The sequence below is a fragment of the Tabrizicola piscis genome, assembly GCF_003940805.1.
GTDB lineage: Bacteria > Pseudomonadota > Alphaproteobacteria > Rhodobacterales > Rhodobacteraceae > Tabrizicola > Tabrizicola piscis.
Window position 1 is genome coordinate 1,240,496 of sequence record NZ_CP034328.1, and the last position, 23,378, is coordinate 1,263,873.

Annotated in this window: 24 protein-coding genes; 2 read left to right on the plus strand and 22 right to left on the minus strand. The window is 65.5% G+C overall.

Annotated elements, in window-relative coordinates; translation table 11 throughout:
* Positions 1 to 2: 2 nt before the first annotated feature.
* From EI545_RS05900 to ruvC, 17 genes are all read right to left on the minus strand, one after another.
* Complete coding sequence (locus tag EI545_RS05900) at positions 3 to 314, minus strand: chorismate mutase (protein WP_125324606.1); 312 nt, start codon at positions 312 to 314, stop codon at positions 3 to 5.
* A gap of 67 nt (positions 315 to 381) precedes the next feature.
* Positions 382 to 2,058: a formate--tetrahydrofolate ligase gene (locus EI545_RS05905; RefSeq protein WP_125324607.1), complete on the minus strand. Its 1,677-nt coding sequence runs from the start codon at positions 2,056 to 2,058 to the stop codon at positions 382 to 384.
* 253 nt (positions 2,059 to 2,311) lie between these two features.
* Positions 2,312 to 2,920 carry an MOSC domain-containing protein gene (locus EI545_RS05910; RefSeq protein ID WP_125324608.1) on the minus strand — a complete coding sequence of 203 codons (609 nt, stop codon included), beginning with the start codon at positions 2,918 to 2,920 and terminating at the stop codon, positions 2,312 to 2,314.
* A gap of 62 nt (positions 2,921 to 2,982) precedes the next feature.
* Complete coding sequence (locus EI545_RS05915; protein ID WP_125324609.1) at positions 2,983 to 3,960, minus strand: magnesium transporter CorA family protein; 978 nt, start codon at positions 3,958 to 3,960, stop codon at positions 2,983 to 2,985.
* Positions 3,961 to 4,058: 98 nt separating this feature from the next.
* Positions 4,059 to 5,984 (minus strand): ATP-dependent zinc metalloprotease FtsH, encoded by a 1,926-nt coding sequence (gene ftsH, locus EI545_RS05920; RefSeq protein WP_125324610.1) that lies wholly within the window; start codon positions 5,982 to 5,984, stop codon positions 4,059 to 4,061.
* 77 nt (positions 5,985 to 6,061) lie between these two features.
* Positions 6,062 to 7,261: a tRNA lysidine(34) synthetase TilS gene (gene tilS / locus EI545_RS05925; RefSeq protein WP_164517231.1), complete on the minus strand. Its 1,200-nt coding sequence runs from the start codon at positions 7,259 to 7,261 to the stop codon at positions 6,062 to 6,064.
* Positions 7,252 to 8,082 (minus strand): tol-pal system protein YbgF, encoded by an 831-nt coding sequence (ybgF, locus tag EI545_RS05930; RefSeq protein WP_125324612.1) that lies wholly within the window; start codon positions 8,080 to 8,082, stop codon positions 7,252 to 7,254. Before ybgF ends, tilS begins: the two co-directional genes overlap by 10 nt.
* A gap of 4 nt (positions 8,083 to 8,086) precedes the next feature.
* A complete protein-coding gene (gene pal / locus EI545_RS05935) occupies positions 8,087 to 8,614 on the minus strand; it encodes a peptidoglycan-associated lipoprotein Pal (RefSeq protein WP_125324613.1) in 528 nt (175 codons plus the stop codon).
* 81 nt (positions 8,615 to 8,695) lie between these two features.
* Positions 8,696 to 10,027 (minus strand): Tol-Pal system beta propeller repeat protein TolB, encoded by a 1,332-nt coding sequence (tolB, locus tag EI545_RS05940; protein ID WP_125324614.1) that lies wholly within the window; start codon positions 10,025 to 10,027, stop codon positions 8,696 to 8,698.
* A 112-nt stretch (positions 10,028 to 10,139) separates the two neighbouring features.
* Positions 10,140 to 11,318 carry a cell envelope biogenesis protein TolA gene (locus EI545_RS21330; protein ID WP_164517232.1) on the minus strand — a complete coding sequence of 393 codons (1,179 nt, stop codon included), beginning with the start codon at positions 11,316 to 11,318 and terminating at the stop codon, positions 10,140 to 10,142.
* Between the two features lie 6 nt (positions 11,319 to 11,324).
* Entirely contained in the window at positions 11,325 to 11,816 is a 492-nt protein-coding gene (gene tolR, locus EI545_RS05955; protein ID WP_125324616.1) for a protein TolR, read from the minus strand.
* A gap of 3 nt (positions 11,817 to 11,819) precedes the next feature.
* Positions 11,820 to 12,515, minus strand: a complete 696-nt coding sequence (gene tolQ, locus EI545_RS05960; RefSeq protein WP_125324617.1) for a protein TolQ — start codon at positions 12,513 to 12,515, stop codon at positions 11,820 to 11,822.
* A gap of 221 nt (positions 12,516 to 12,736) precedes the next feature.
* On the minus strand, positions 12,737 to 13,141 hold the full coding sequence (gene ybgC / locus EI545_RS05965) for a tol-pal system-associated acyl-CoA thioesterase (protein WP_125324618.1): 405 nt from the start codon (positions 13,139 to 13,141) through the stop codon (positions 12,737 to 12,739).
* Positions 13,142 to 13,280: 139 nt separating this feature from the next.
* Positions 13,281 to 13,901, minus strand: a complete 621-nt coding sequence (locus EI545_RS05970) for a hypothetical protein (RefSeq protein ID WP_125324619.1) — start codon at positions 13,899 to 13,901, stop codon at positions 13,281 to 13,283.
* Between the two features lie 186 nt (positions 13,902 to 14,087).
* Entirely contained in the window at positions 14,088 to 15,116 is a 1,029-nt protein-coding gene (ruvB, locus tag EI545_RS05975) for a Holliday junction branch migration DNA helicase RuvB (protein ID WP_125324620.1), read from the minus strand.
* 3 nt (positions 15,117 to 15,119) lie between these two features.
* The gene (ruvA, locus tag EI545_RS05980; protein WP_125324621.1) at positions 15,120 to 15,791 is read right to left on the minus strand and encodes a Holliday junction branch migration protein RuvA; all 672 of its coding nucleotides are present in this window, start codon (positions 15,789 to 15,791) and stop codon (positions 15,120 to 15,122) included.
* Positions 15,788 to 16,297: a crossover junction endodeoxyribonuclease RuvC gene (gene ruvC, locus EI545_RS05985; protein ID WP_125324622.1), complete on the minus strand. Its 510-nt coding sequence runs from the start codon at positions 16,295 to 16,297 to the stop codon at positions 15,788 to 15,790. The genes ruvA and ruvC overlap by 4 nt, the downstream gene beginning before the upstream one ends.
* Before the next feature lie 320 nt (positions 16,298 to 16,617).
* Here ruvC and EI545_RS05990 point away from each other — a divergent pair, with 320 nt between their 5' ends.
* Positions 16,618 to 16,821 (plus strand): DUF1127 domain-containing protein, encoded by a 204-nt coding sequence (locus EI545_RS05990; RefSeq protein WP_125324623.1) that lies wholly within the window; start codon positions 16,618 to 16,620, stop codon positions 16,819 to 16,821.
* Positions 16,822 to 16,893: 72 nt separating this feature from the next.
* Here EI545_RS05990 and EI545_RS05995 read toward each other — a convergent pair whose 3' ends face one another.
* The 5 genes from EI545_RS05995 to EI545_RS06015 all read right to left on the minus strand — a co-directional run bounded on the left by EI545_RS05995 (position 16,894) and on the right by EI545_RS06015 (position 22,526).
* A complete protein-coding gene (locus EI545_RS05995) occupies positions 16,894 to 17,241 on the minus strand; it encodes a hypothetical protein (protein ID WP_125324624.1) in 348 nt (115 codons plus the stop codon).
* A gap of 121 nt (positions 17,242 to 17,362) precedes the next feature.
* Positions 17,363 to 18,241, minus strand: coding sequence for a 50S ribosomal protein L11 methyltransferase (locus tag EI545_RS06000; RefSeq protein WP_125324625.1), 879 nt, complete (start codon positions 18,239 to 18,241; stop codon positions 17,363 to 17,365).
* Between the two features lie 56 nt (positions 18,242 to 18,297).
* Complete coding sequence (gene msrA / locus EI545_RS06005) at positions 18,298 to 18,954, minus strand: peptide-methionine (S)-S-oxide reductase MsrA (protein WP_125324626.1); 657 nt, start codon at positions 18,952 to 18,954, stop codon at positions 18,298 to 18,300.
* Positions 18,955 to 19,047: 93 nt separating this feature from the next.
* Positions 19,048 to 20,280 carry an MFS transporter gene (locus tag EI545_RS06010; protein WP_125324627.1) on the minus strand — a complete coding sequence of 411 codons (1,233 nt, stop codon included), beginning with the start codon at positions 20,278 to 20,280 and terminating at the stop codon, positions 19,048 to 19,050.
* Between the two features lie 86 nt (positions 20,281 to 20,366).
* Complete coding sequence (locus tag EI545_RS06015; RefSeq protein WP_125327262.1) at positions 20,367 to 22,526, minus strand: primosomal protein N'; 2,160 nt, start codon at positions 22,524 to 22,526, stop codon at positions 20,367 to 20,369.
* 132 nt (positions 22,527 to 22,658) lie between these two features.
* Between EI545_RS06015 and fsa the strand changes: the two genes are divergently transcribed.
* Positions 22,659 to 23,312 carry a fructose-6-phosphate aldolase gene (gene fsa / locus EI545_RS06020; protein WP_125324628.1) on the plus strand — a complete coding sequence of 218 codons (654 nt, stop codon included), beginning with the start codon at positions 22,659 to 22,661 and terminating at the stop codon, positions 23,310 to 23,312.
* The last annotated feature ends 66 nt before the right edge of the window (positions 23,313 to 23,378 follow it).

Genomic DNA, 23,378 nt, shown 5'->3' on the forward strand with positions numbered 1-23,378 from the left:
GTTCATCCCTTCCTCAAACTGTCCGGCCCAAGCTTGCTTTCCTCGCGCGCGATGGACCAGTCGATCAGCCGCCGCCACAGCTTTTCCACCAGCTCGGGCGGCAGCCCGTAGGTGTCGGCGTGGCGGCGCACGTTCTGCACCACTTCCTCGACTCGCGCCTCGATCCGCGCGGGAAGATCGACCCCCGCCTTGATCTCGGCGGCCCGGTCGATATAGCCCGCACGTTCGGCAAACAGGCGGACCAGCTCTTCATCCAGCCGGTCAATCTCGGTCCGGATCTGGGCCATCGAGGTGCAGTCAGCGGGCTTCAGCATCAAAATTCTCCCATCGCAGGCTGTCCCGTCAGATAAGGGGACAGCCCGCAAAGGGCAATGCGACCGGTTAGAACAACCCTTCGACCTGACCCAGATCGTTCAGCCGGATCACCTCGGCGGACGGCACCTTGGGCAGGCCCGGCATCGTCATGATCTCGCCGCAGATCGCGACGATGAAGCCAGCACCCGCGGACAGCCGCACTTCCCGAACCGGGACCGAGTGGCCAGTCGGCGCGCCGCGGACGGTCGGGTCGGTAGTAAAGCTGTACTGGGTCTTGGCCACGCAGATCGGCAGATGGCCATAGCCCGCCGCCTCCCACGCCTTCAGCTGGTCGCGGATCGACTTGTCGGCAATCACCTCATCGGCGTGATAGATCCGCTTGGCGATGGTTTCGATCTTCTGGAACAGCGGCATCTCATCCGGGTACAGGGGTGCAAAGTTCGCAGACCCCGATTCCGCCATCTGCACGACCTTCTTCGCCAGATCCTCGATCCCGGCCGATCCTTGCGCCCAGTGCTTGCACAGGATCGCCTCGGCGCCCTGCTCGGCGACATAGGCCTTCACGGCTTCCACTTCGGCATCGGTGTCGCTGTAGAAGTGGTTGATCGCCACCACCACCGGTACGCCGAAGGATTTGACGTTGGCAATGTGGCGGCCCAGGTTCGGGCATCCCTTCTTGACAGCCTCGACATTCTCGGCCCCAAGATCAGCCTTCGCCACCCCGCCGTTCATCTTCATCGCCCGCACCGTGGCCACGATGACAGCGGCCGAAGGCTTCAGCCCCGCTTTCCGGCACTTGATGTCAAAGAACTTTTCCGCCCCAAGGTCGGCGCCGAAACCGGCTTCGGTCACGACATATTCGCCCAGCTTGAGCGCGGTCTTCGTCGCGATGACCGAGTTGCAGCCGTGGGCGATGTTGGCAAACGGCCCGCCATGCACGAAGGCCGGGTTGTTCTCCAGCGTCTGCACCAGGTTCGGCTGCATCGCGTCCTTGAGCAGGACGGTCATCGCGCCATCTGCCTTGATGTCACGGGCATAGATCGGCTTCTTCTCGCGGGTATAGGCGACAACAATGTCACCCAGCCGCTTTTCCAGATCTTCCAGATCGTTCGACAGGCACAGGATCGCCATGACCTCGGACGCCACCGTGATGTCAAACCCGGTCTGCCGCGGGAAACCGTTCGACACGCCGCCCAGGTTCACCACGATATCGCGCAGCGCGCGGTCGTTCATGTCCATCACCCGGCGCCAGACGATGCGGCGCGCGTCGATCTGCAGCTCATTGCCCCAGTAGATGTGGTTGTCGATCATCGCCGACAAAAGGTTGTGGGCACTGGTGATGGCATGGAAGTCGCCGGTGAAGTGAAGGTTCATCTCCTCCATCGGCACGACCTGCGCCATCCCGCCGCCAGCCGCCCCGCCCTTCATCCCGAAGTTCGGGCCCAGCGAAGCCTCGCGGATGCAGATCACCGCTTTCTTGCCAATCCGGTTCAGCCCGTCGCCCAGACCCACCGTCGTCGTGGTCTTGCCTTCGCCCGCAGGCGTCGGGTTGATCGCCGTGACCAGCACCAGCTTGCCATCGGGCCGCCCGGCCAGCGACTTGATGAACTCCTGCCCGACCTTGGCCTTGTCATGGCCGTAGGGCAGCAGATGCTCCGACGGAATGCCCAGCTTGGCCCCGATCTCCATGATCGGCTTCTTTGTCGCCTCGCGCGCAATCTCGATGTCGGTCTTGAAGGCCATGTGCATCTCCCTTTGGGCAACTATCCCGTTTGCGACGTGATACCGGGCTATCGCGGGTTGACGAGGCCGGATTCCGACCTAAACACCGCGAAATTCGCCAGCGCCCGTTTCCGATCGGAAACAAGCCGCACCGAATGCGCCATCAAGACACTTGGACTAAAACCGTCATCCTTTCGGCAAGAATATCCCGATAGGGTGAGCGCAAAGAACGCCCGGCCCGTGGACAGACCAGCGCGCAAGGGTGTGCCCGTCCTCAGGCCCCGGCGCGCGCCGTGTCCAGATGCGCCCAGCCCCGCTGCTGCGGGACATGCAGCACCAGCACATCCCCCAGCCGCAGCACGCCCTCCCGCTCTACCCAGGCCGTCACCCCGCGCTTGCCCGCCGCCGCGCGCTTGAACCCCTTGCCCATCCCGGGCAGCACCTTGTCGATGGTCACCGCAGGCTCCTGACAGGGCAGGTTCTCCATATCGATCACCAGCGTCACCCCATCAGGCCCCTGCAACCGGCTGGAGGGGGGCAGATGGGTGAAATCCGGGATCCCCTCCACCACCAAGGACGCACCGACCCAGGCGTAATCCATCGCCTCAAGCCCCATCGTGGCGGCCACCTCGGCCATCTCCTCGGCGCTGACCACAGCCAACTGGCGCACGTTGCGGATCTCGGTGTTCCGGGGATGCTGCTTCAGCACCCGGCTGCAGGACGGGCGCGTCAGCCCGGCGTGAACCTCCCCCGCATAGCCCGCAAATGTCAGCGGCATCTCGGTCACCGGACCCGACCGGATGACCAGCTTTTCCACGGGCACGGCTTGCGTGCCCAGCCAGACGACACGGGCGGAATAGGGTGTAGGCATCAGGGCTTGCATCGGATCCTCTTGGATAGCGCCGCCGCAGCGGTCTTTGGTGAACGGGGGAAAACGGCCTCGGCCTAAAGCCACTTCTTCCAGCGGAAGATCGCCCAGGGCACGACGGCCGACAGGACCATCCCCGCCAGCGCCGCCGGATAGCCCCATTCCCAGGCCAGTTCCGGCATGTGGTCAAAGTTCATTCCGTAGATGCTGGCGATCAGCGTTGGCGGCAGAAAGACAAAGGCCACCACCGAGAAGATCTTGATGATGTCCGATTGCCGGATGTTGATGACCCCCAGCGTCGCATCCAGCAGAAAGCGGATCTTCTCGGTCTGGGTTTTCGCAACTTCGCGCAGCGACCGCAGGTCCTCAAGCAAAGTCCGCACCACCGACCGCTCACCCGTGTTCAACGCCAGACCCTCTGGTGGCGTGTTGGTCACGGCCAGATGCCCGACCAGCCGCTGGATCGTGCCCAGACTTTCGCCCACCTTGCCGTTCAGGTCTTCGGCCCGCCCGATCCGTTGCAACACCACCGCCAGCGCCTGATCCTTGCCCGAAGGTCGGTGCGCCGCGAAGATCGCCTTGGAAAGGCTGTCCAGCCGCCGCGCCTCGCCTTCCAGAATGTCGGCCAGCCGGTCCACCGCCGCCTCCAGCAGCCCAAGCAAGGCGTCCACCCCGGTGGCCAGCGGTGTGTCATGCCGGGCGGCCCATTCGGCGAAGTGGCCGAACGACCCGGGGTGGTGGTAATGCACGGTGACCAGCCGGTCCGGCAGGACGACAAAGGTCACCGGGCCAATCTCGGTCCCCAAGATCTCGACGGTTGCCACGATCTGGGCCGTCAGAAACAGCGTCCCGTCTTCGCGGTAGATCCGGGAGGAAATCTCGATCTCCTGCATGTCCTCGCGGGTGGGAATGCCGATGCCAAGCGCCGCTTCGACAGCCTGCTCTTCGGCTTGCGTGGGCGCCTCAAGGTCGATCCACAGCGCGTCCTTCAGCCGATCCCGCGAAAGGTCCAGCCGTTCCAGCCGATTGCCCAGTGATCGATAGGCCGTGATCATGCTGCATCCCCGTTCCGGTCACAGCAAAGCCTATCGCCCCACCCAGAAAAGCGGAAGGCCCCGCAGGGGCGGGGCCTTCCAACCAGTCATGGTCGCCGTCAGAGAGGGGCCGGTTCCGGATCAGACCCCGGCTTCGGTGCCCGCGCCCGGGTCTTCGGGATCGCGGCAATCGACGTCGTCCCCCCGCCCGATGCCGGCTTGTCCCCGTCATCGCTGCCACCCAGCGCCTCGCCCGCAATCACCTTGCGAATCTCGTCGCCAGTCAGCGTCTCGTATTCCAGCAGGCCCTTGGCCAGACGCTCAAAGTCATCGGCCTTTTCCAGCAGGATACGCCGCGCGGTTTCATAGCCTTCGTCGATCAGCGATTTCACTTCGCCCTCGATCGCCTGCTTCGTCTCAGCGGAAACCGAGAAGCCCGCCGTGTTGCCCTGATAACCCTCATGCGCCTCGGAATAGTCGATGTTGCCGATCTTGTCCGACATCCCCCAGCGCATCACCATGGCCCGGGCCAGACCCGACGCCTGCTGAATGTCGCCGACGGGGCCTGAGGACACGCCTTCCTCACCATACTTGATGATCTCAGCCGCCTTGCCCGCCATCGTCATCGCGATGCGCTGCTTGGCTTCGTCCTTGTGCATCTGCAACCGGTCCATTTCAGGCAAGCTGACCACCATCCCCAAGGCACCGCCGCGCGGGATGATCGTCGCCTTGTAGACCGGGTCACACTTCGGCAGGTTCATGCCCACGATGGCATGGCCCGCTTCGTGATAGGCGGTCTTTTCCTTCTGGTCGTCGGTCAGGACCATGCTGCGGCGTTCCGCGCCCATCATGACCTTGTCCTTGGCCTGTTCAAAGTCAGTCATCGTCACGAACCGGCGGCCAACACGGGCTGCCATCAGCGCGGCCTCGTTCACCAGGTTCATCAGGTCAGCACCGCTGAACCCGGGCGAACCACGCGCAATCGTGCGCAGGTCAACGTCCGGCCCCAAAGGCACCTTGCGGGCGTGGACCGACAGGATCTTCTCCCGCCCCTTGATGTCGGGGTTCGGCACATGGATCTGACGGTCAAAGCGGCCGGGACGCAGGAGTGCCGGGTCCAGCACGTCCTTGCGGTTGGTCGCGGCGACGATGATCACACCCTCGTTCGCCTCAAACCCGTCCATTTCCACAAGCAACTGGTTCAGCGTCTGCTCACGTTCGTCATTGCCGCCGCCCATGCCGACGCCACGCGCCCGGCCCACGGCGTCAATCTCGTCGATGAAGACGATGCAAGGCGCATTCTTCTTGGCCTGCTCGAACATGTCGCGGACACGGCTTGCACCGACACCGACGAACATTTCCACGAAGTCAGAGCCCGAGATGGTGAAGAACGGCACCCCCGCCTCACCCGCAATCGCGCGCGCCAGCAGCGTCTTACCCGTACCGGGCGGGCCAACCAGCAGCGCGCCCTTCGGAATCTTGCCGCCAAGACGGCTGAACTTCTGCGGATTGCGCAGGAATTCCACGATCTCTTCCAGCTCTTCCTTGGCCTCGTCGATCCCGGCCACGTCGTCAAACGTCACGCGCCCCTGCTTTTCCGTCAGCAGTTTCGCGCGTGATTTGCCAAAGCCCATGGCCCCGCCACGCCCGCCGCCCTGCATCCGGTTCATGAAGAACAGCCAGATGCCGATCAGCACGATGAAGGGCAGCCACAGCGACAGCAGCGACATGAAGCCCGACTGCGCCTGCGGTTCGGCCTGAACGTCAACCCCCTTGGCGATCAGGTCGCGGGTCAGCGCCTCGGTCACCACTTCGCCCTGCGGCTTGATCGCCACATAAGTATTACCGTCACTGGCCCGGACGACGATCCGTTCCCCGTCCAGGGTAACCCCGGACACCTGTCCGGCATCGACCCGCTCGATGAATTCCGAATAGCTGAGCGACCGTGACGAAGTCGTGGTCTGTCCGCCGGAAAACAGCTGGAACAGAGCCATGACAAGGATCAGCAGCACGACCCAGAAAGCGATATTGCGCGCATTGCCCACAAGGCATCTCCCGTAAATGCCGCGCCCCGGCGTCGGGGGCGGCCTTGTGAAACAAGATAGTCAGTTTGTCGCCCGGTTCAATGCGATAACAGGACATCGTGGAACCCGGGCGTGCATGTCGCAGTTGCCGGGCCAAATCCCGCGCAGGGGGCGGCCACCAGCCTGTCGCTCTGCCAGACGCCCGGGGTCACCTCCAGCACCTGCCGCGGCACCCCCAGCGCCCGCCACTCCGGGCACTGGCGCAAGCCGTCCACCCCCAGCGCCCGCACCTCACCCGCGGCGCCCATCACGGTCCAGCGCCCGTCCCAGACCCGCCCCACCGGAACCGGCCCGCCCAGCGCCCGCGCCTCGCGCAGGATCCAGCCCTGCCGCGCCCGGCAGCCGCGCAGCGTGGCATCGCGCCCTTCCGCCAAGGCCCGCGTGAACCGCGCCAGATCATCGGCCCGGGGGGCGTACCGCGCCCCGGCAAGCCAGCCAACCGCCGCGCCCACCACTTGCCGCCGCACATCCAGAGGTTCCGCCCAAAGCCCACCGGCAAGGCGCAAGGCCCCCGCCACTTCGGCCACATGCCGCCCCGCCGCAGCCTGCACCGCCGCGGACACCACCTCCTGCGCAAGGGCCAGATGCCCGGCCACCCCGGCCAACCCCTCGGCGGTGATCCCCAGCGGGGCCAGCGCCGCCAACACCTGCCGCGCCCTGACCCGGGTAAAGCGCGGGTTGTCGTTGGTCGGATCGTCCACCCAAGTCAGGCCCTGCGCCCGCAGCCAGTCGCGCAACTCCTCCCGGCCCGCGTCGATCAAGGGGCGGTGAAACGTCACGCCACCATCAACCCAGGCCCGGCGCATGCCCGACAGCCCGGCCAGCCCGGCCGCCCGCGCCAGCCCCATCAGCACCGTCTCGGCCTGATCGTCCCGGGTGTGCCCCAAGGCCACATGCCCGATACCGCGCCCGCGCGCCCAATCCCCGATCAGCGCCATCCGCGCCTGCCGTGCGGCATCCATCAGGTTGCCCGGCACCTCTGGCCCATGGTCCCAGACCCGCACCACATGCGGCACCCCCAAGCCTGCACAGACCCGCGCCACCGCCAAAGCCTCTGCCGCGCTGTCGTCGCGCAGACGGTGATCCACCGTCGCCGCCTCAACCCGCAGCCCGGCCTGCAAGGCCAGATGCAAAAGGGCGGTGGAATCCCCACCGCCCGATACCGCAATCCCGATGGTTTCGCCCGCAGGCAGGCTGTCGCGGATCAGCCCGACCAGCCGAGTGCTGTCTACTGGCACCCCAGCCCCTGCATCGCCACCCCGGCCTGGGTCGACGCCATGCTGCCCGGATAGCGCACGCCAACCTCGCCCAAGGTCACGCAAGCCTCGGGCACCTGACCCAGCGCCGCCAACCCCTCACCCAGCTTCAACAAGGCATCCGGCGCAAAAGTCCCGTCCGGCGCGGCCGAGAACGCATCCAGATAGGCCCGCGCCGCGTTCGACGTCTCACCCAGGGATGTCAACGCCTCACCGCGCAGATACAGCGCCTCCTGCGTCAGCGGCCCGCCAGGATAGGATTGGGCAAAGGTCGCAAAGAGCTGTTCAGCACCGCGAAAGTCACCTTGACCGAGCACCTCCTTGGCCCGGTCAAAATCCGCCTGTTCACTGATCGCCAGTTCCGCCCCGCCCGTCGCGGGGGGCGTGTCAGTCACCACCGGTGCGGCGATGACCTCGCCGCCCGTGTCGCCCCCCAGCACCGATGTCGCGCCAAGCGTCGTCGGGTCGCAGCCCTCCGTCACTTCGCACAGCCGGTATTCGATGTCGCCGATCCGGTTGGTGCCATCCGACACCACCCGGTTCAGCTTCAACTCCACCGCTTCGGTCCGCGCGGTTAGCCTCGACAGTTCCGCCTCGATCGTGTCCATCCGCTGCAGGGCGTCACCGCCCGCCGCACCGGTCGCGGCAGCGCCGCTGGACACCAGTTCCGCCTTCAGGGCGTTGAACTCGGCCGCAAGGGCGGCAAGCTCGCCCCGGATGTCGGCCAGCGTTTGGGTCCGGTCCTGTGCCACTGCCGCGACCGGCAGCAGCACAAGCAAAAGACCAAGGCGGATCAGCCGCATGGCATCAGACCCCGGCACCGGCCGAAAGCACCGTCACGGCGCGGCGGTTCTTGGAATAGCATTCCTCGGTCGAGCAGACCTCGATCGGGCGCTCCTTGCCGTAGCTGATGGTGCGCAGCCGGTTCGCCGGAACGCCCTGGCTGATCAGGAAGTTCTGCACCGCTGCCGCACGCCGTGCGCCCAGCGCAAGGTTGTACTCCCGCGTGCCCTGCTCATCCGCATGGCCTTCGATGATCGCGGCGTAACCAGCGTTCGTCATCAGCCATTGCGCCTGCGCCGTCAGCACCGCGCGGCCCTCGGGGGTCAGGGTGGACTGGTCCACCGCAAACAGCACCCGGTCCCCGACGCGCTGGTTGAAATAGGCGATGGAGGTCGGGTTGTTCGGGTCGCCCAGACCCGTGGTGTCAATGCCGCCCGCGCCCCCGGGTCCACCCGCGCCGCCCGGGCCACCAGCACCGTAGCGATCAGGATTGTTACAGGCGGCAAGCGCAAGCGTTGCAATCAGCAGAAGCGACTTCGCGGCAAGAGTCATGGGTTTCTTCCTTCTTATTGGCTCGATTGCGGCCAGAGTAACAGAGTTGCGCCGCCGTGGGAATCGGCGGCGCGTCACGTTTTATGGCAAAAGCGGCGACCACGCGGGGTCAGATGCCGGGCCTTCCGTCGGGATCTGTTTCAGGTTCCGCCCGGTGATGTCGACCGACCACAGCGTCGCCTGCCCGCCCGCCCCGCTGGTTTCGCGGGTGAACATCAGCACACGGCCATTCGGCGCCCAGGTCGGGCCCTCATCCAGGAAGCTGGCGGTCAACAGACGCTCTTCGCTGCCATCGGTGCGCATGACGCCGATGTGGAACCGCCCCTCGTTCTGCTTGGTAAAGGCGATGTAGTCGCCACGCGGGCTCCAGACCGGAGTGCCATAACGCCCCGCCCCACCCGAGATGCGCGTGCCCTCACCCCCGCTCGCGGGCATGACATAGATCTGCGGCGTGCCGGTGCGGTCGGACTCGAACACGATCTGGCTGCCATCCGGGCTGAAGCTGGGCGCAGTTTCAATCGACGGCGCGTTGGTCAGCTGCGTCAACCCGCCCGACGCCACCGACAGCGCGTAGATGTCCGAATTCCCGCCGCGTTCCAGACTGAAGACCACCGTCCCGCCATCCGGGCTGAACCGGGGGGCAAAGGTCATGATGCCCGGCTGTTCATCCAGACTGCGCCGCTCAAGGCTGCCCACGTCCATCAGCGTGATCCGGGGAAAGCCCGATTCATAGCTGGTATACAGGATGCGGTCCCCGGTCGGCGAAAAGCGCGGCGCAAGGACGATGGACGAACTGTCGGTCAGATAGGCCACATTGGCCCCGTCATAATCCATGATCGCCAGCCGCTTCAGCCGCGCGTTCTTCGGCCCGCTCTCGCTGACAAAGACCACCCGGCTGTCGAAATACCCGCCCTCGCCGGTGATCTTGGAATAGACCACGTCCGACACCTTGTGCGCCATCCGCCGCCAGCCCTGAGTGGTGCCCGCAAACTGCAGCGCGGCCCCTTCCAGCACCTGCCCGTTGAACACGTCATAGGCCCGGAACTTCACCGTGATCCGGTCCCCGCTGACGCTGACCGCCCCGGTCACAAGAACCTGAGCGTTGATCGCCTTCCAGTCCTCGAACGCAACCGGCGCGTCAAACCCGGTGACCCGGCTGATGTAAGCCTCTTCCCCGATGTTGCGGAAAAAGCCCGTGCCTTCCAAGTTCGCCGTGACCACGCGGCTGATCTCGCGCGCATAATCCCCCGCGCCGCCTTCATCGATGAAGGTCGGGACGGCAATCGGCATCGGCTCGATCACCCCGGGACCGATGACGATCCGCGGTGGCGCGTTCTGCGCTGCCACAGGCGCGATACCGGCCATGGACAGGCCCAGCATCAGCATAAGAAGGGTTCGGAAGGCTGCTCTCATCGGGTTCAAGCTCCGTTTCATTTGTGTCTTTGCCCGGCGACGGGCCGGGTGGATAGCAGAACCTCAGGGACAACGGCCCCATCGGCAAAAGGTTGCACAGGAATCGCAGATCTCATCTGGCTCTCATCCCGTTGGCGTCGAACACCAGGTCGAGCACCTGCCATTGCGCGTATTTCTCCGCCGGCAGAGGCAGCCCGCCATCGGCATAGGCCCGGTTCACCGCCCGCTGCGCCGTCTGGAACAACTGGTCCACCGCCGTCTGCGTTGGCCCGGCCGATTCGATCAGCTCAAACCCCGTCGGCCGCCCATCCGGCGCAAAGCTGACCCGGATCACCACCATCGTGCTCAACGTGTCGGTCGAGGACGCGCCCAGGTTCCACTTCCGCGCAATGGCGGAGGAGATGTTGCCCATCTCGCCCCCCGTCAGCGGCGGCCCCTGCGGCAGGTCCTGCCCGCCGGTGCTGGCGGGTTCTTCCGCTGCAGGTTCCTCCGCCGCTTCTTCCAGCAGCGCCGCAATCGCGTCTTCCGTCGCCTGATCGTCGACCGGCTGATCCTCAGGCTCCTCCGGCGGCTCCTCCACCGGATCGGCGCTGGCGACTTCAACCTCCGGCTCCGGCTCCGCCACCGGCTCGGGCCGGTCAGGCCGCGTGCGCGGGCGGATCGAGGTTGTCATCCCCGTCGCCTCGGTCTGGTCCTCGTTCGCCTCGGTCTGCAGCACATCGCCGGTATCTTCCGGCACGGTCTCTTCGGTCGGCGTTTCCTGCACGACTTCCGCCTCGGACGGCTCATCGCTCACCGCTGGTGTCGGTGTGTCCGACGTCTCAAGCTCGGTCTCGACCTCCACCGGGCTTGGCGCCACGATCTCGGCTGCTTCCGGCAAGGGCTGCTCTTCGGTCGAAGGCGAGGGCAGCGCCTGCTCCTCCTCCGCCGCAGGTGCCACAGGCTCCGGTTCCGGCTCAGGCAAAGGCTCCTGCTCAGGTTCGGGTTCTGGCTCAGGTTCCGGCAAAGGCTCGGGTTCTGGCTCGGGCTGGGGTTCAGGTACCGGTTCCGGCTCCGGCGCAGGCTCCGGTTCCGGCTCAGGCCGCGCCTGTGGCCGCACCGGCGCCGCCTCTTCCGACGGGGTCGGGGTCGAGGCCGCCTGCAACTCGGCAAATTCCGCGCTTGTCAGGATCGTCGTCGTCGTGACCACAACCTCTTCCGGCCGCCGGACCGGAAACAGCAAGTCACCAACGAGCACCCACAGGATCAACCCCGCGTGCCCGACCCCGGAAAAGATCGTGCCCGTCTGCATCCCGCCTCAGCCGCCCGTTTCGGGCTCGGCCCCGCCTGCCCCGAAAGTCGGCCCCTCGGCGTCGGTCACCAGACCGATCTCGTTGAACCCGCCCGCGTTCAAGGCCCCCATCACCTGCGCAACCCGCGCATAGGGCACCGACCCGTCCGCCCGCAGGAACACTTTCTTCGACGTCCGCTCTGCCGCAATCGCGGTCAGCCGGGGGATCATCTCGGCATCGCTGATTTCCGTCGTCTGGATCGCGATCCGCCCATCCGCCGTGACGGTGATGGTCAGGGGTTCCTCCTGCTCCATCGGCAAGGCCGCCGCCGCCGTCTTCGGCAGTTCTACGGGAACACCCACAGTCAACATCGGTGCCGCCACCATGAAGATGATCAGCAGGACCAGCATGACGTCGACAAACGGCGTGACGTTGATCTCGCTCATCGCCGCCGCGCGACCCTTGCGCCGCCCGCGCCGACCGCCACCCCCGCCGGATTTGACAACGCCCGCGCCCACGGCTCAGGCGTCCAGCTGGCGCGACAGGATCGTCGCGAATTCGTCGGCAAAGCCTTCATAGCCGCCCACGATCCGCTCGCTGTCGGCGTTCAGCTTGTTGTAGAACACCACCGCTGGAATCGCCGCGATCAGGCCGACACCCGTGGCCAGCAGCGCCTCGGCGATCCCCGGTGCCACGACTGCAAGGTTGGTGTTCTGCGAAATCGCGATCTGCTCGAAGCTGTGCTTGATCCCCCAGACCGTGCCGAACAGCCCGATGAACGGCGCGGTGGACCCGGTGGTCGCCAGAAACGACAACCCGTTGTTCAGCGTCTCGCTCTCGCGGTTGATCGCCACATCCATCGCCCGGTCGATCCGCGCCTGTGCGCCCGCGATCAACCCACCATCCTGCTTGTGACTGCGCCGCCATTCCAGCATGCCCGCCGCAAAGATCTTTTCCGACTGGCCCTGCGGGTCCGGTCCGATCTTTTCGAACAGCTCGTCCAAAGGTTCGCCCGACCAGAAGGCCCGGTCAAAAATCGACGCCTCAGCCCGCGCGCGGCGGTACATCAGATGTTTCTGGATGATGATCGCCCAGCTCCAGAACGACATGATCAACAACATGATCATGACGATCTTCACCGTCAGCGTGGCGCGCGCAAACAGCGCGAGCATGGAGAAATCAATCTCCTGCGCAACCGCAAGTGTGTCCGTGTCCATTCCGCCTGCTCTTGTTGATCGGGCCGTTGATCGGCTCCGTTAGCGGTGATTCTACCAAGATTGCAGGGGGAATGCCAACACAATGGCGTGGGCGGCGGGGTTTTGCCGCAAGGTGACGGAAGATGTCATCCGCACCCCCCTCCTCGTTCGACTTCGTCTCCTCATCGGCACAGGGCGCGAGGCGTGACGAAGTCATCGACGCGCCCTTCCCCTAGCCTCGACTAATGCACCGGCCCCGCCAGCCGTGCCCGCAGCGCCGCCGGAATCCGCGCCGCATGGCCCGCATCAGTCAGGCAGACCAGCGTGACGGTGCTGACGAACAGCCGCTCACCGCTCCGCAGCACCACCTGCTCCAGCACCAGCCGCGCGCCGGTCAGCCCCTGCAGCGTGGTCTCCACCACCAGATCGTCGCCAAAGCGTGCGGGGCGCAGAAAGTCCGCTTCAACCCGCCGGACCGCAAAGACAATCCCCTCCGCCGCCCGCAACGCCATCTGGTCAATGCCAAGGCTTGCGACCCATTCGGTCCGGGCCCGCTCGATGAACTTCAGGTAATTGGCGTAATAGACGATCCCCGCCAGATCGGTGTCTTCATAGTAGACGCGGGTGGCAAAGCGGTGCGGGGTCATGGGCTCTCCGGGCTGTCAGGTCCAGCATAGGCGGATAGGCCGCCCCGGGAAACCCGCCGCAGACGTTACCAATCGGTAAATCCGGCCGCGCAACCCGTTGAAATCCTGTGCCACACCGCTTGTCCCTGCCCGGGACAGCTCACCCCAGCCTTACCCGTGCCACCAGCCGCAAGGCATGGGCCGGGTCCCGCGCCATCACCGGCAAGACCGGATCATACCCCGCCCGGATCACCCCGCCGATCTCGGGTCGCAGCATCACCCGCTCCCCCACCCGCACAAGCGGCGAGGCCCCGTCAAACGCCCGATCCGACCACAGCACGATCGTCTGCACCGCCTGCGCCAGCGCCAGCGTCTCCGCCTCCATCTCCGCCAAAGCCGCATCCATCCGCAGGAACACGAAACAGGCCTTGATCGCCCCCGACGCCTCAAACCGGAAGATCCGATACTGGTTCGCCCCCGCCCCCTCCAGCCGCGCCACCAACCCCGCCAGCTCCGGCACCAGCCGGTCCAGATCGGGCACCGCCAGCAACTCCGCCCAGTCGCGGACGAAGAACACCATGAGGTTCGCCCCCAGTTCCGGGTCGGTCTCCGCCATCCGGTGCCCCGCAAGCGCCACCACCGCCTCGAACGCCCCCTTGATCACCGGCAGGCTCTCATCAGCCGCCCCGAAGACAACCGGCACAATCGGCCGCCCCCAGCGCGCAAAAAGATAGGCTCCATCAGACCTCGTGAACAACGCTTCAACCTCTGCAGGTCCCATGCCAGCCCCCTTTGACCCGGCCCGCGCTACCATCCCCTGCCGCCCCGCAACAAGCCCCCTCCATTTGCTCTTTACGAAAATACTCTCAGGGGGTCTGGGGGCAGAATGCCCCCATGAACCCGAGCCGGTTGGCGCGCCCTTCGCGCGCCAGAGGCGCGACAAAGGCTTGCGCGGAACGCGCTCCGCTCACTTCGCTTCGAACAGGTCCGACTGGCCGGGCGACTTTGGCGCCTCCAGCCCCAGATGCCGCCAGGCCTTGGACCCAAGCATCCGGCCACGCGGGGTTCGCAGGATCAGCCCCTGTTGCAGCAGGTAGGGCTCGATCACCTCTTCGATCGCGTCCCTCGGCTCGCTCAGGGCCGCCGCGATGGTTTCCACCCCCACGGGACCGCCGCCATAATTCTCGGCCAGCAGCGTCAGATACCGCCGATCCGCGCCGTCCAGGCCCAGCTTGTCGACCCCCAGCCGGGTCAGCGCCCGGTCGGCGAGCGTCCGGCTGATCCGTCCGCCCTCCTCGACCAGCGCGAAGTCCACCACGCGGCGCAGCAGGCGTCCGGCGATCCGGGGCGTCCCCCGCGCGCGGCGGGCGATTTCAAGACAGCCTTCCGCTTCGGCCTCTACGCCCATCAGTCGCGCGCCGCGCGACACGATCTCGAACAGCTCGGCCTCGGAATAGAACTCCAGGCGCGTCGGAATTCCGAACCGGTCGCGCAAAGGCGTTGTCAGCAACCCCAGCCGCGTCGTCGCCCCCACCAGCGTGAAGGGCTGCAGATCGATCCGCACTGTCCGCGCCGCAGGCCCCTCGCCGATCACCAGATCCAGCGCGAAATCCTCCAGCGCCGGATACAGCACCTCCTCCACCACGGGGGACAGCCGGTGAATTTCGTCGATGAACAGGACATCCCGTGGTTCCAGATTGGTCAGGATCGCCGCCAGATCGCCCGGTTTGGCCAGCACGGGACCCGAGGTCATCCGGAACCCCACCCCCAATTCCCGCGCCATGATCTGAGCCAGCGTAGTTTTCCCAAGGCCCGGAGGCCCGTGGAACAGCGTGTGATCCATCGCCTCGCCCCGCATCCGGGCGCTGGCGATGAAGACTGTAAGGTTTGCCCGCGCTTCGGCCTGGCCGATGAATTCGGTCAGCATCTGCGGGCGCAGCGCGCGGTCCAAATCCTCGGGCAGCTTTTCGGGGCGAAGGGCGGGGTCGGGTTCCATGCCTTACCTCGGCGCCAGCAGTTTCAGACTGGCGCGGATCAGCGCTGCTGTGTCCGCTTCGGGCTGGTCGCCCATGGCTGTCGCCACCGCCTGTGCCGCATCGCCCTGCCCATAGCCAAGGTTGATCAGAGCCGACAAGGCATCGGCGCTGAAGGCCGCGCGCCGGGTGGCCCCGCCATCCGGCTTTACGGTCCTTGTCGGTGCCGGGGCGGGTTCGATCACCAGATCCTCAGCCTCAGCCTTCGCACTCAGCCCCACACCTGCCGCCATCACGCCTGGGGCCTTGGCCTTCAGTTCCAGGATGATCCGCTGCGCAAGCTTTGGCCCCACGCCCGGTGCCGCTTGCACCGCCCGCGCATCCCCCAGCGTGATCGCCCGGCCCACGCCTTCCGGCCCCAGCGTGCCAAGGATCGCCATCGCGGCCTTCGCACCCACGCCCTGCACGGTGGTCAGCAGCTTGTGCCATTCCTTTTCCAGCATCGTCGGAAAGCCGAAGAGCTGGAGCAGGTCCTCGCGCACCAGAAGATCGGTATACAGACTGACCGCCTCACCCAAGGCGGGCATCGCGGCAAGCGTGCGGTCGTTGACATGGACGATATAGCCCACGCCGCGCACGTCGATCAGCACATGATCCGGCCCGCGCCAGTCCAGCCGCCCGGAAATCCTGCCGATCATCCTGTCGCCCTCAAAGCCGCTTGCAGCCTTCCCGCCGACTGCAGGTGATGTGCGTGGCAGATAGCGATGGCCAAGGCGTCCGCCGCATCCGGCCCCGCGATCACGACACCCGGCAATTGCAGCCTGACCATGTGGTCGATCTGCACCTTGGCCGCATGGCCCACGCCGACCACGGTTTTCTTCACCGCGTTCGGCGCATATTCCCCGACCGCCAGACCAAACTGCGCCGGGACCAGCAGCGCAATCCCCCGCGCCTGACCCAGCTTCAGTGTCGCCACCGCGTCCTTGTTGACAAAGGTATGTTCCACCGCCGCCGCATCGGGGGCATGGGTTTGCAGGACGGCGGTCAGTTGCAGGTGGAGCGACAGCAGGCGCGTGGCAAGATCCCCATCATCGCCATTGGAATGGCAGATGCCATTGGCGACATGCGTCAGCCGCGAGCCCGCGACGTCGATCACGCCCCATCCAAGGTTTCGCAACCCCGGATCAATGCCGATGACACGCATCCTGCCCCCGTTTCTTGGTCTTGGCACCGGATTAGCACGAAAAGCGAACATCCGCCAATGGCTTTCCATGGGCGCGCCGCCTGGGGCGGCCGCATTTTGCACTTGCAGAATACGACTGCCTGTCGCAGAAATACGACGCGCGCCGCTGCCATGCCGGGAACGCGCTGATAAAAATGACAGAATTGCGACCGGAGTCATGCAAAGGCTGCAACACGGCCATGCCTTTGTTTGGCTTGCTTTGCACATGCAGCACGACTATCTGGCAATCATCGAAGGAATAAGCCTTCGAATTGTGCAGAATGAAAACAAGGATGCAAGCCATGGCCGCTGTCGAGACGACCCGCCCGGCGCCCTTTGGCGCCATCACCACCTACCGTGCCATCTCTGGCCTGTCGAACGTATTTGCCGTTCTGTCGGCTTGGAATGATGCGCGCGTCACCCGCAAGGCGCTGAACAAGCTTTCGGACCGCGAGCTTGATGATATCGGCCTGTGCCGTGGTGATATCGAGTTTCTTGGTCGCTAATTAGCACCAGACCCGAATGACGAAAGGCCGCATCGCAGGATGCGGCCTTTTTGGTTTGCCAAGATCTGCGCTTTAGCGCGGCAGGAGAGCCTGCAACTGGCTGGAAACGTAAAGCGTTACCGGATCGGCATGCATCAGCCAGGCACCCACAGGATCAATCCCCTCACCCACGGCAAGGGCGCTGACCCGGCTTTCGTAGGTTTGCGCGCCGATGTAATAGTGGATCGTGCCTTTCAGCGCGACCCCGACCAAAAGCGCGAAGGCCAGCGGCTTGACCAGCTTGAAGAGGCGAGACCCGGTCCGCGACGGCACCTTGCGCCCCAGCGTGCCTGCCGCTTCAAAGCCGTAGCCTTTGGCATGCGTTTTCTCAATCCGCGAAACGCGGCTGTAAAATTCGTTAAGATTCGGATCAACCCACATGATGCCCACCCAGAGTAGCAGCTCTGTAATCAGTCAAAGGTGCTGCAGTTTTATGGCTAAAATGCGGCACTGCACTAGCATCATGGGCAAGCGCACCGCGAGTCAATGATTGTCCACGAATTCAGCGCTTCTTAAGCACTAACGTGGACCATTCCCCGATATCGTCCCTGTCCTGCAGACAAAGACCTTCGGCCACGTAGGCTGCAGTCACCGCCTCTGCCTGCACAGCGAGTAGACCCGATAGAATCGATCTTCCGCCGGTTGCAAGGCTTTGGGCGATCGCGGGGGCAAGTTCGATCAATGGGCCTTTGAGGATATTCGCAAAAATAAGATCATAGGGAGCGGCGGCCTTCAGGCGGTTGTGGTCCAGACCTGCGGCCTCCAGACATTCCACGCGGCCTTCAAGCCCGTTGATGGCCACATTCGCCTCGGCCACGTCCACCGCGACCCGGTCAATGTCGCTGGCGATGACCAGCGCGTCGGGCAAGGTCGCCGCTGCCGCCATCGCAAGCACTGCCGTGCCGCAGCCGATGTCGGCCACCCGCGCGGGGCATTCGCCGGCCGTCAGCAGCCGGTCAAAGGCCTTCAGGCAGCCCAGCGTCGTGCCGTGGTGGCCGGTGCCGAAGGCAACCGTCGCCTCGATCTGCAGGGGCACCCGACCAGCCTCTTGCGGGACCTTGTCGGCGTCATGGCTGCCATAGACGAAAAAGCGGCCAGCCTCGACCGGGGCAAGTTCGCGGCGGACCTTGGCGACCCAGTCGATGTCCGGCAGTTCGGAAAACGCAAAGGGCCTTGCGTCGAAGGCCATGGCGAACACGTCCAGCATCACCTGTTCAGGCGGTTCCATGAAATAGGCGCCGACTTCCCACAGGCCCGAGCCGTCCTCGATCTCGAAGACGCCGACGCCGATGGGTTCCGGGGTCATCCGCTCCATCGCCGAGGCAAGGGCGCGGGCGGCATCTTCGCCGGGAAGGGTGGTCAGGGCGGAATAGGTGGGCATGGTCGCTCTCCAGGGTCAGGGGCCGGATAGACCCCGGCCCCACCCTGGTCAAGCCATCAGGCCGTCACGCCGGTGCCGATCGGGCAGGTCACGCCCGTGCCGCCGATGCCGCAATAGCCGTTCGGGTTCTTCGCGAGGTACTGCTGGTGGTAATCCTCGGCAAAGAAGAACTCGGGCGCGGGCAGGATTTCGGTCGTGATCGCGCCACGCCCGGCATTGGTCAGCGCGTCCTGATAGACCGCCTTCGTGGCCTTGGCGGCGGCCTCCTGTTCGGCGGTATAGGCATAGATGCCGGACCGGTAGGTGGACCCGATGTCATTGCCCTGCCGCATACCTTGGGTCGGATCATGGCCTTCCCAGAACAGCTTCAGCAGCTGGTCATAGCTGACCTGTGCCGGATCGAAGATCACCCGCACAACCTCGTTATGCCCGGTCAGCTGAGTGCAGGTTTCCTTGTAGGTCGGGTTCGGCGTGTAACCGCCCGCATAGCCGACCATGGTCAGCCAGACGCCCGGCACTTGCCAGAACTTGCGTTCGACCCCCCAGAAGCAGCCCATGCCGAACATCGCCTCGGCCATCCCTTCGGGCACCGGGGATTTCAGCGGGATACCGGTCAGAAAATGCGTGTCAGCAGTCGGTAGCGGATCGGGTCGACCGGGCAAGGCCTTGTCGGGCGCGACCATTTCCATCTTGGAGCGGCTAGCGAAGAACATGGGGACCTCCGTTTCTGAGGCTGGATATAGGTGCCGCGCCGGAAAAACCCAACGGGCGTTTCAGTCGCATCACCGTGGCTTTACTCTGCCGCCCTATTCAGCCGGTTGCGGCAGGCCTCGCGAAAACACCGTCTCGTTCCCCGGTTCGGGGTGGCGCGGGATCAGGCAGATCAGGCCAAAGGCAAACAGCGCCATGCCTGCGCCAAGGACAAACACATAGTCCGGCGAGGAGGCCCACAGGTAGCCAAGCGCCGCTGGCAGGAACACTGCCGCGATGTGATTGATGGTGAAGGCCACGGCGGCGGTGGGGGCAATGTCCCGCGGATCGGCGATCTTCTGGAAATAGGTCTTCAGGCTGAACGAAAGCGCAAAGAACAACTGGTCCAGAATGAACAGCCCCGAGGCGATCACCAGCCCCCAGCCAAACCAGTAAAGCCCGCCATAGGCCAGAAACACCAGCGTCAGGCCGATGTACTCGAACCCCATCACGTTCCGCTCGCCATATTTGCCCAGCGCGCGGCCCATTGCGGGGGCCACGGCCATGTTGATCAGGTAATTCAGCATCAAAAGCAGCGTCATCTCGCTGACCTTCATGCCGAACCGTTCGACCATCATGAAACCGGCGAAGACCACGAAAATCTGCCGCCGCGCCCCGGCCATGAACTGCAGCGCGTAGTAAAGCCAGTACCGGCTGCGCAGCACCATATGCTTGTGCTGCGGATGCGGGTTTTCGAACTGCGGATAGGCGATGGCGGCAAAGAGGGTGATCGCAATCGTCAGCCCGCCCGAGGCGAGATAGACCGTGTTGTAATCCAGCCCCAGACTGTCCCACAGCGCCACGATCGCGGCATAGGCCGCCAGCGATGCCCCCGCCCCGACGGCAACGATCCGGCCCAGCACGACGGGCGCGCGGGCCTTGTCGATCCATTGCAGTTGCAGCGACTGGTTGACCGTCTCGAAGTAGTGAAACCCGATGGAGGACAGCAGCGTCATCACCAGAAGGCCGGTGAAGGACGGGAACCACGCCGTCAGGCCGGTGGCCGCACCCAACAGCGCCAGAGCCACCAGCGCCAGTACCTGTTCGCGCATCACCAGAAGGATCAGGATCACCCCGATGGCCAGAAAGCCGGGAATCTCCCGCACGGTATGCAGCCAGCCGATTTCCTTGCCGGTAAAGGCGGCCACCTCGATGACGAAGTTGTTCAACAGGGCCGACCATGTCGCAAAGCTCAGCGGCATGGCCGCCGCCATCAGATAGAGCAGCGCCTCGGGCCGCCGCCAAACGGGCAGTTCTGCGGCGCGCGACAGGGGGAATGGATCGGCCATGCGCATGGGCTTACCCGGCAACGCGACCAAGGCAAAGCGAAAGCTTGTGCCAGACACAATCCTTGCGGCGTCAGGAGGCTGGTCCGTCAGAGAAAGCTTTGCGGATCGATGTCCACCGCCAGCCGCAGGTTTGTGGGCGGTTTCAGTTGCGCCAGCCACTCGGCCAAGGCGGCCTGCAGGGGGGCAGACTTCTCGGCCTTGACCAGAAGCCGTACCCGATGCCGGCCGCGCACCCGGGCGATGGGGGCAGGTGCCGGCCCATAGACCTGCGCGCCGATCCGGCGCAGGGGCCCGTCACGGCGGGCGAGTTCACCGGCGAAGTCGAAGACCTGGGCCACATCGGGCGAGGACAGGATGATCCCCGCCATGCGCCCATAGGGCGGGACACCGGCCAGACGGCGTTCGGCGGCCTCGGCGGCCCAGAACGCCTCCTCGTCCCCGCCAAGGATCGCGCGGATCACCGGGTGGTCGGGCTGGTGTGTCTGCAGCCAGGCCTGCCCCTTGCGGTCAGCCGTCCGCCCCGCCCGGCCCGAAACCTGCCGCATCAGTTGAAACGTGCGTTCCGCCGCCCGCAGGTCTGACCCTTGCAGGCCAAGATCGGCGTCGATCACGCCGACCAGCGTCAACAGCGGAAAGTTGTGCCCCTTGGCCACGATCTGCGTGCCGATGATGATGTCCGCCCCGCCCGCGGCGATGGTGCCTATCGCCTCTTTCAGCGCGCGGGCCGATCCGAACAGGTCTGACGACAGCACCGACAGCCGCGCCTCGGGGAACCGCGCCGTCACCTCCTCGGCCAGACGCTCAACCCCCGGGCCGACGGCGGCCATCCGGCCCTCTACCCCGCAGGCCGGGCAGGCCAGCGGCACGGGCTTGGTCGCCCCGCACTGGTGGCAGACCAGCCGCTTCTGGAACCGGTGTTCGACCATCCGCGCATCGCAGTCATCGCAGCCGACCTGATGCCCGCAGGCCCGGCACAGGGTCACCGGCGCATAGCCGCGGCGGTTGAGGAACAAGAGCGCCTGCTCCCCCCGCCCGATCACCGTGCGCACCCCGGCGGCAAGCGTTTCCGATATCCAGCGATCCCCCGGCAGCCGTTCGGCCCGCATGTCGATGGCCCGCATTTCGGGCAGGTCAGCCGCCCCGAACCGCGACCCAAGGTCCAGGCGCTGATACTTGCCCGCCTCGACATTGGCCCAGCTTTCAAGGCTCGGCGTGGCCGAGGCGAGAACGACCGCACAGCCCGCAATCGCCGCCCGCAAGACCGCCATGTCGCGGGCGTGGTAAAGAACACCATCCTCCTGCTTGTAGGAGGTGTCATGTTCCTCATCCACCACGATCAGGCCAAGGTCTTGAAAGGGCAGGAAAAGCGCTGAGCGCGCGCCGACAACCAGCCCCGCATCGCCCGTGCCGACCATGCGCCACAGGCGGCGGCGTTCGGTCATGGTGACACCCGAATGCCATTCGGCGGGCCGCGCGCCAAAACGGGCTTCGACGCGGGTCAGAAACTCGGACGTAAGCGCGATTTCCGGCAACAGCACCAACGCTTGCCGCCCCGTGCGCAAAGTTTCGGCGACCGCCTCAAGATAGACCTCGGTCTTGCCAGACCCGGTGACGCCCTTCAAAAGCGTGGCCGAATACCCGCCCAGCGCCACGGCGGCGACCAGCGCATCGCCCGCGGCCACCTGATCGCCCTCAAGCCTTACGGCGCCGCCCGGCTTCAGGGGCGGATAGGGTTGATCGCGCGGGGCTTCCTCTTCCGAGATCACCCCCAGCTTGACCAGCCCCTTGACGACCGACGCGCCACAGCCCGCCGCCTCGGCCAGTTCGGCCAGCGTCACGGGGGCCGCGCCGAAATCCCGCAACGCCTCGACCACCCGGTGCCGCGCATCGGTCAGGCTGTTGGGCACCGCCCCCGTCAGCCGGAACACCTTGCGCATCGACGGTGGGTCGCCCAAGCCCGGGGCGCGGGTCGCCAGCCGCAGCATGGCGGGCAAGGGGGTCAGCGTGTAATCCGCCGCCCGTGCCAGAAAGCTGCGCAGTTCCGCCCGCATCGGCCGCGCGTCCAGCACCCGGTTCACCGGCCTGATCTTGGCTGGATCGAACTTCCCCTCGCCCGGGCCCCAGACCACGCCCAGCACCCGGCGTGGCCCCAGCGGCACCTCGACGAAATCACCGTCCCCACACCCGCCTTCGGGCGCGCGGTAGTCCAGCACCCGGCCCAAAGGCTCGGTCGTAAGGACCCCCACCAGATCGCCCGCCTGATAGACCCGGTCCGCCAACCCGCCACCTTTCCCTGCCAAGCCGTTTGGGGTAAACCCGGCTCCGAGAGCATACAACCCCTGAGTTGCGGCCCCCGCAACCGTGCTGGAGGAAACCCCATGAAATTCTTCATCGACACCGCCGACGTGGACGCGATCCGCGAGCTGCATGACCTTGGCATGGTCGATGGTGTCACCACCAACCCGTCCCTGATCCTGAAATCCGGGCGGGACATCATCGAGGTGACCAAGGAAATCTGCTCCATCGTCTCTGGCCCGGTTTCGGCCGAAGTCGTGGCGCTGACCGCAGACGAGATGATTGCCGAGGGGCGGAAACTCGCCGCCATCGCGCCGAACATCGCCGTCAAGGTGCCGCTGACCTGGGACGGCCTGAAAACCTGCAAGGTGCTGAGCGGTGAAGGCTTCATGGTCAACGTCACCCTGTGCTTTTCCGCCAATCAGGCGCTGCTGGCGGCCAAGGCGGGGGCGACCTTCATCTCGCCCTTCATCGGGCGTCTGGATGACATCAACCTTGATGGCCTTGACCTGATCGGCGACATCCGCACGATCTATGACAATTACGACTTCAAGACCCAGATCCTTGCCGCGTCGATCCGCACCGCCAACCACGTCAAGGACTGCGCCCTGATCGGGGCCGATGTGGTCACCGCCCCCCCGGCCGTCATCAAGGGGCTGGCGTCCCATGTCCTGACCGACAAGGGGCTGGAGCAGTTCATGAAGGATTGGGCCAAGACCGGCCAAAAGATCCTCTGATCCGGCAAAGAAGAACGCCGCCGCCTGTTCTCCTCCTCGCCCCGGTGGGAGGACAGGCCGGTTCTA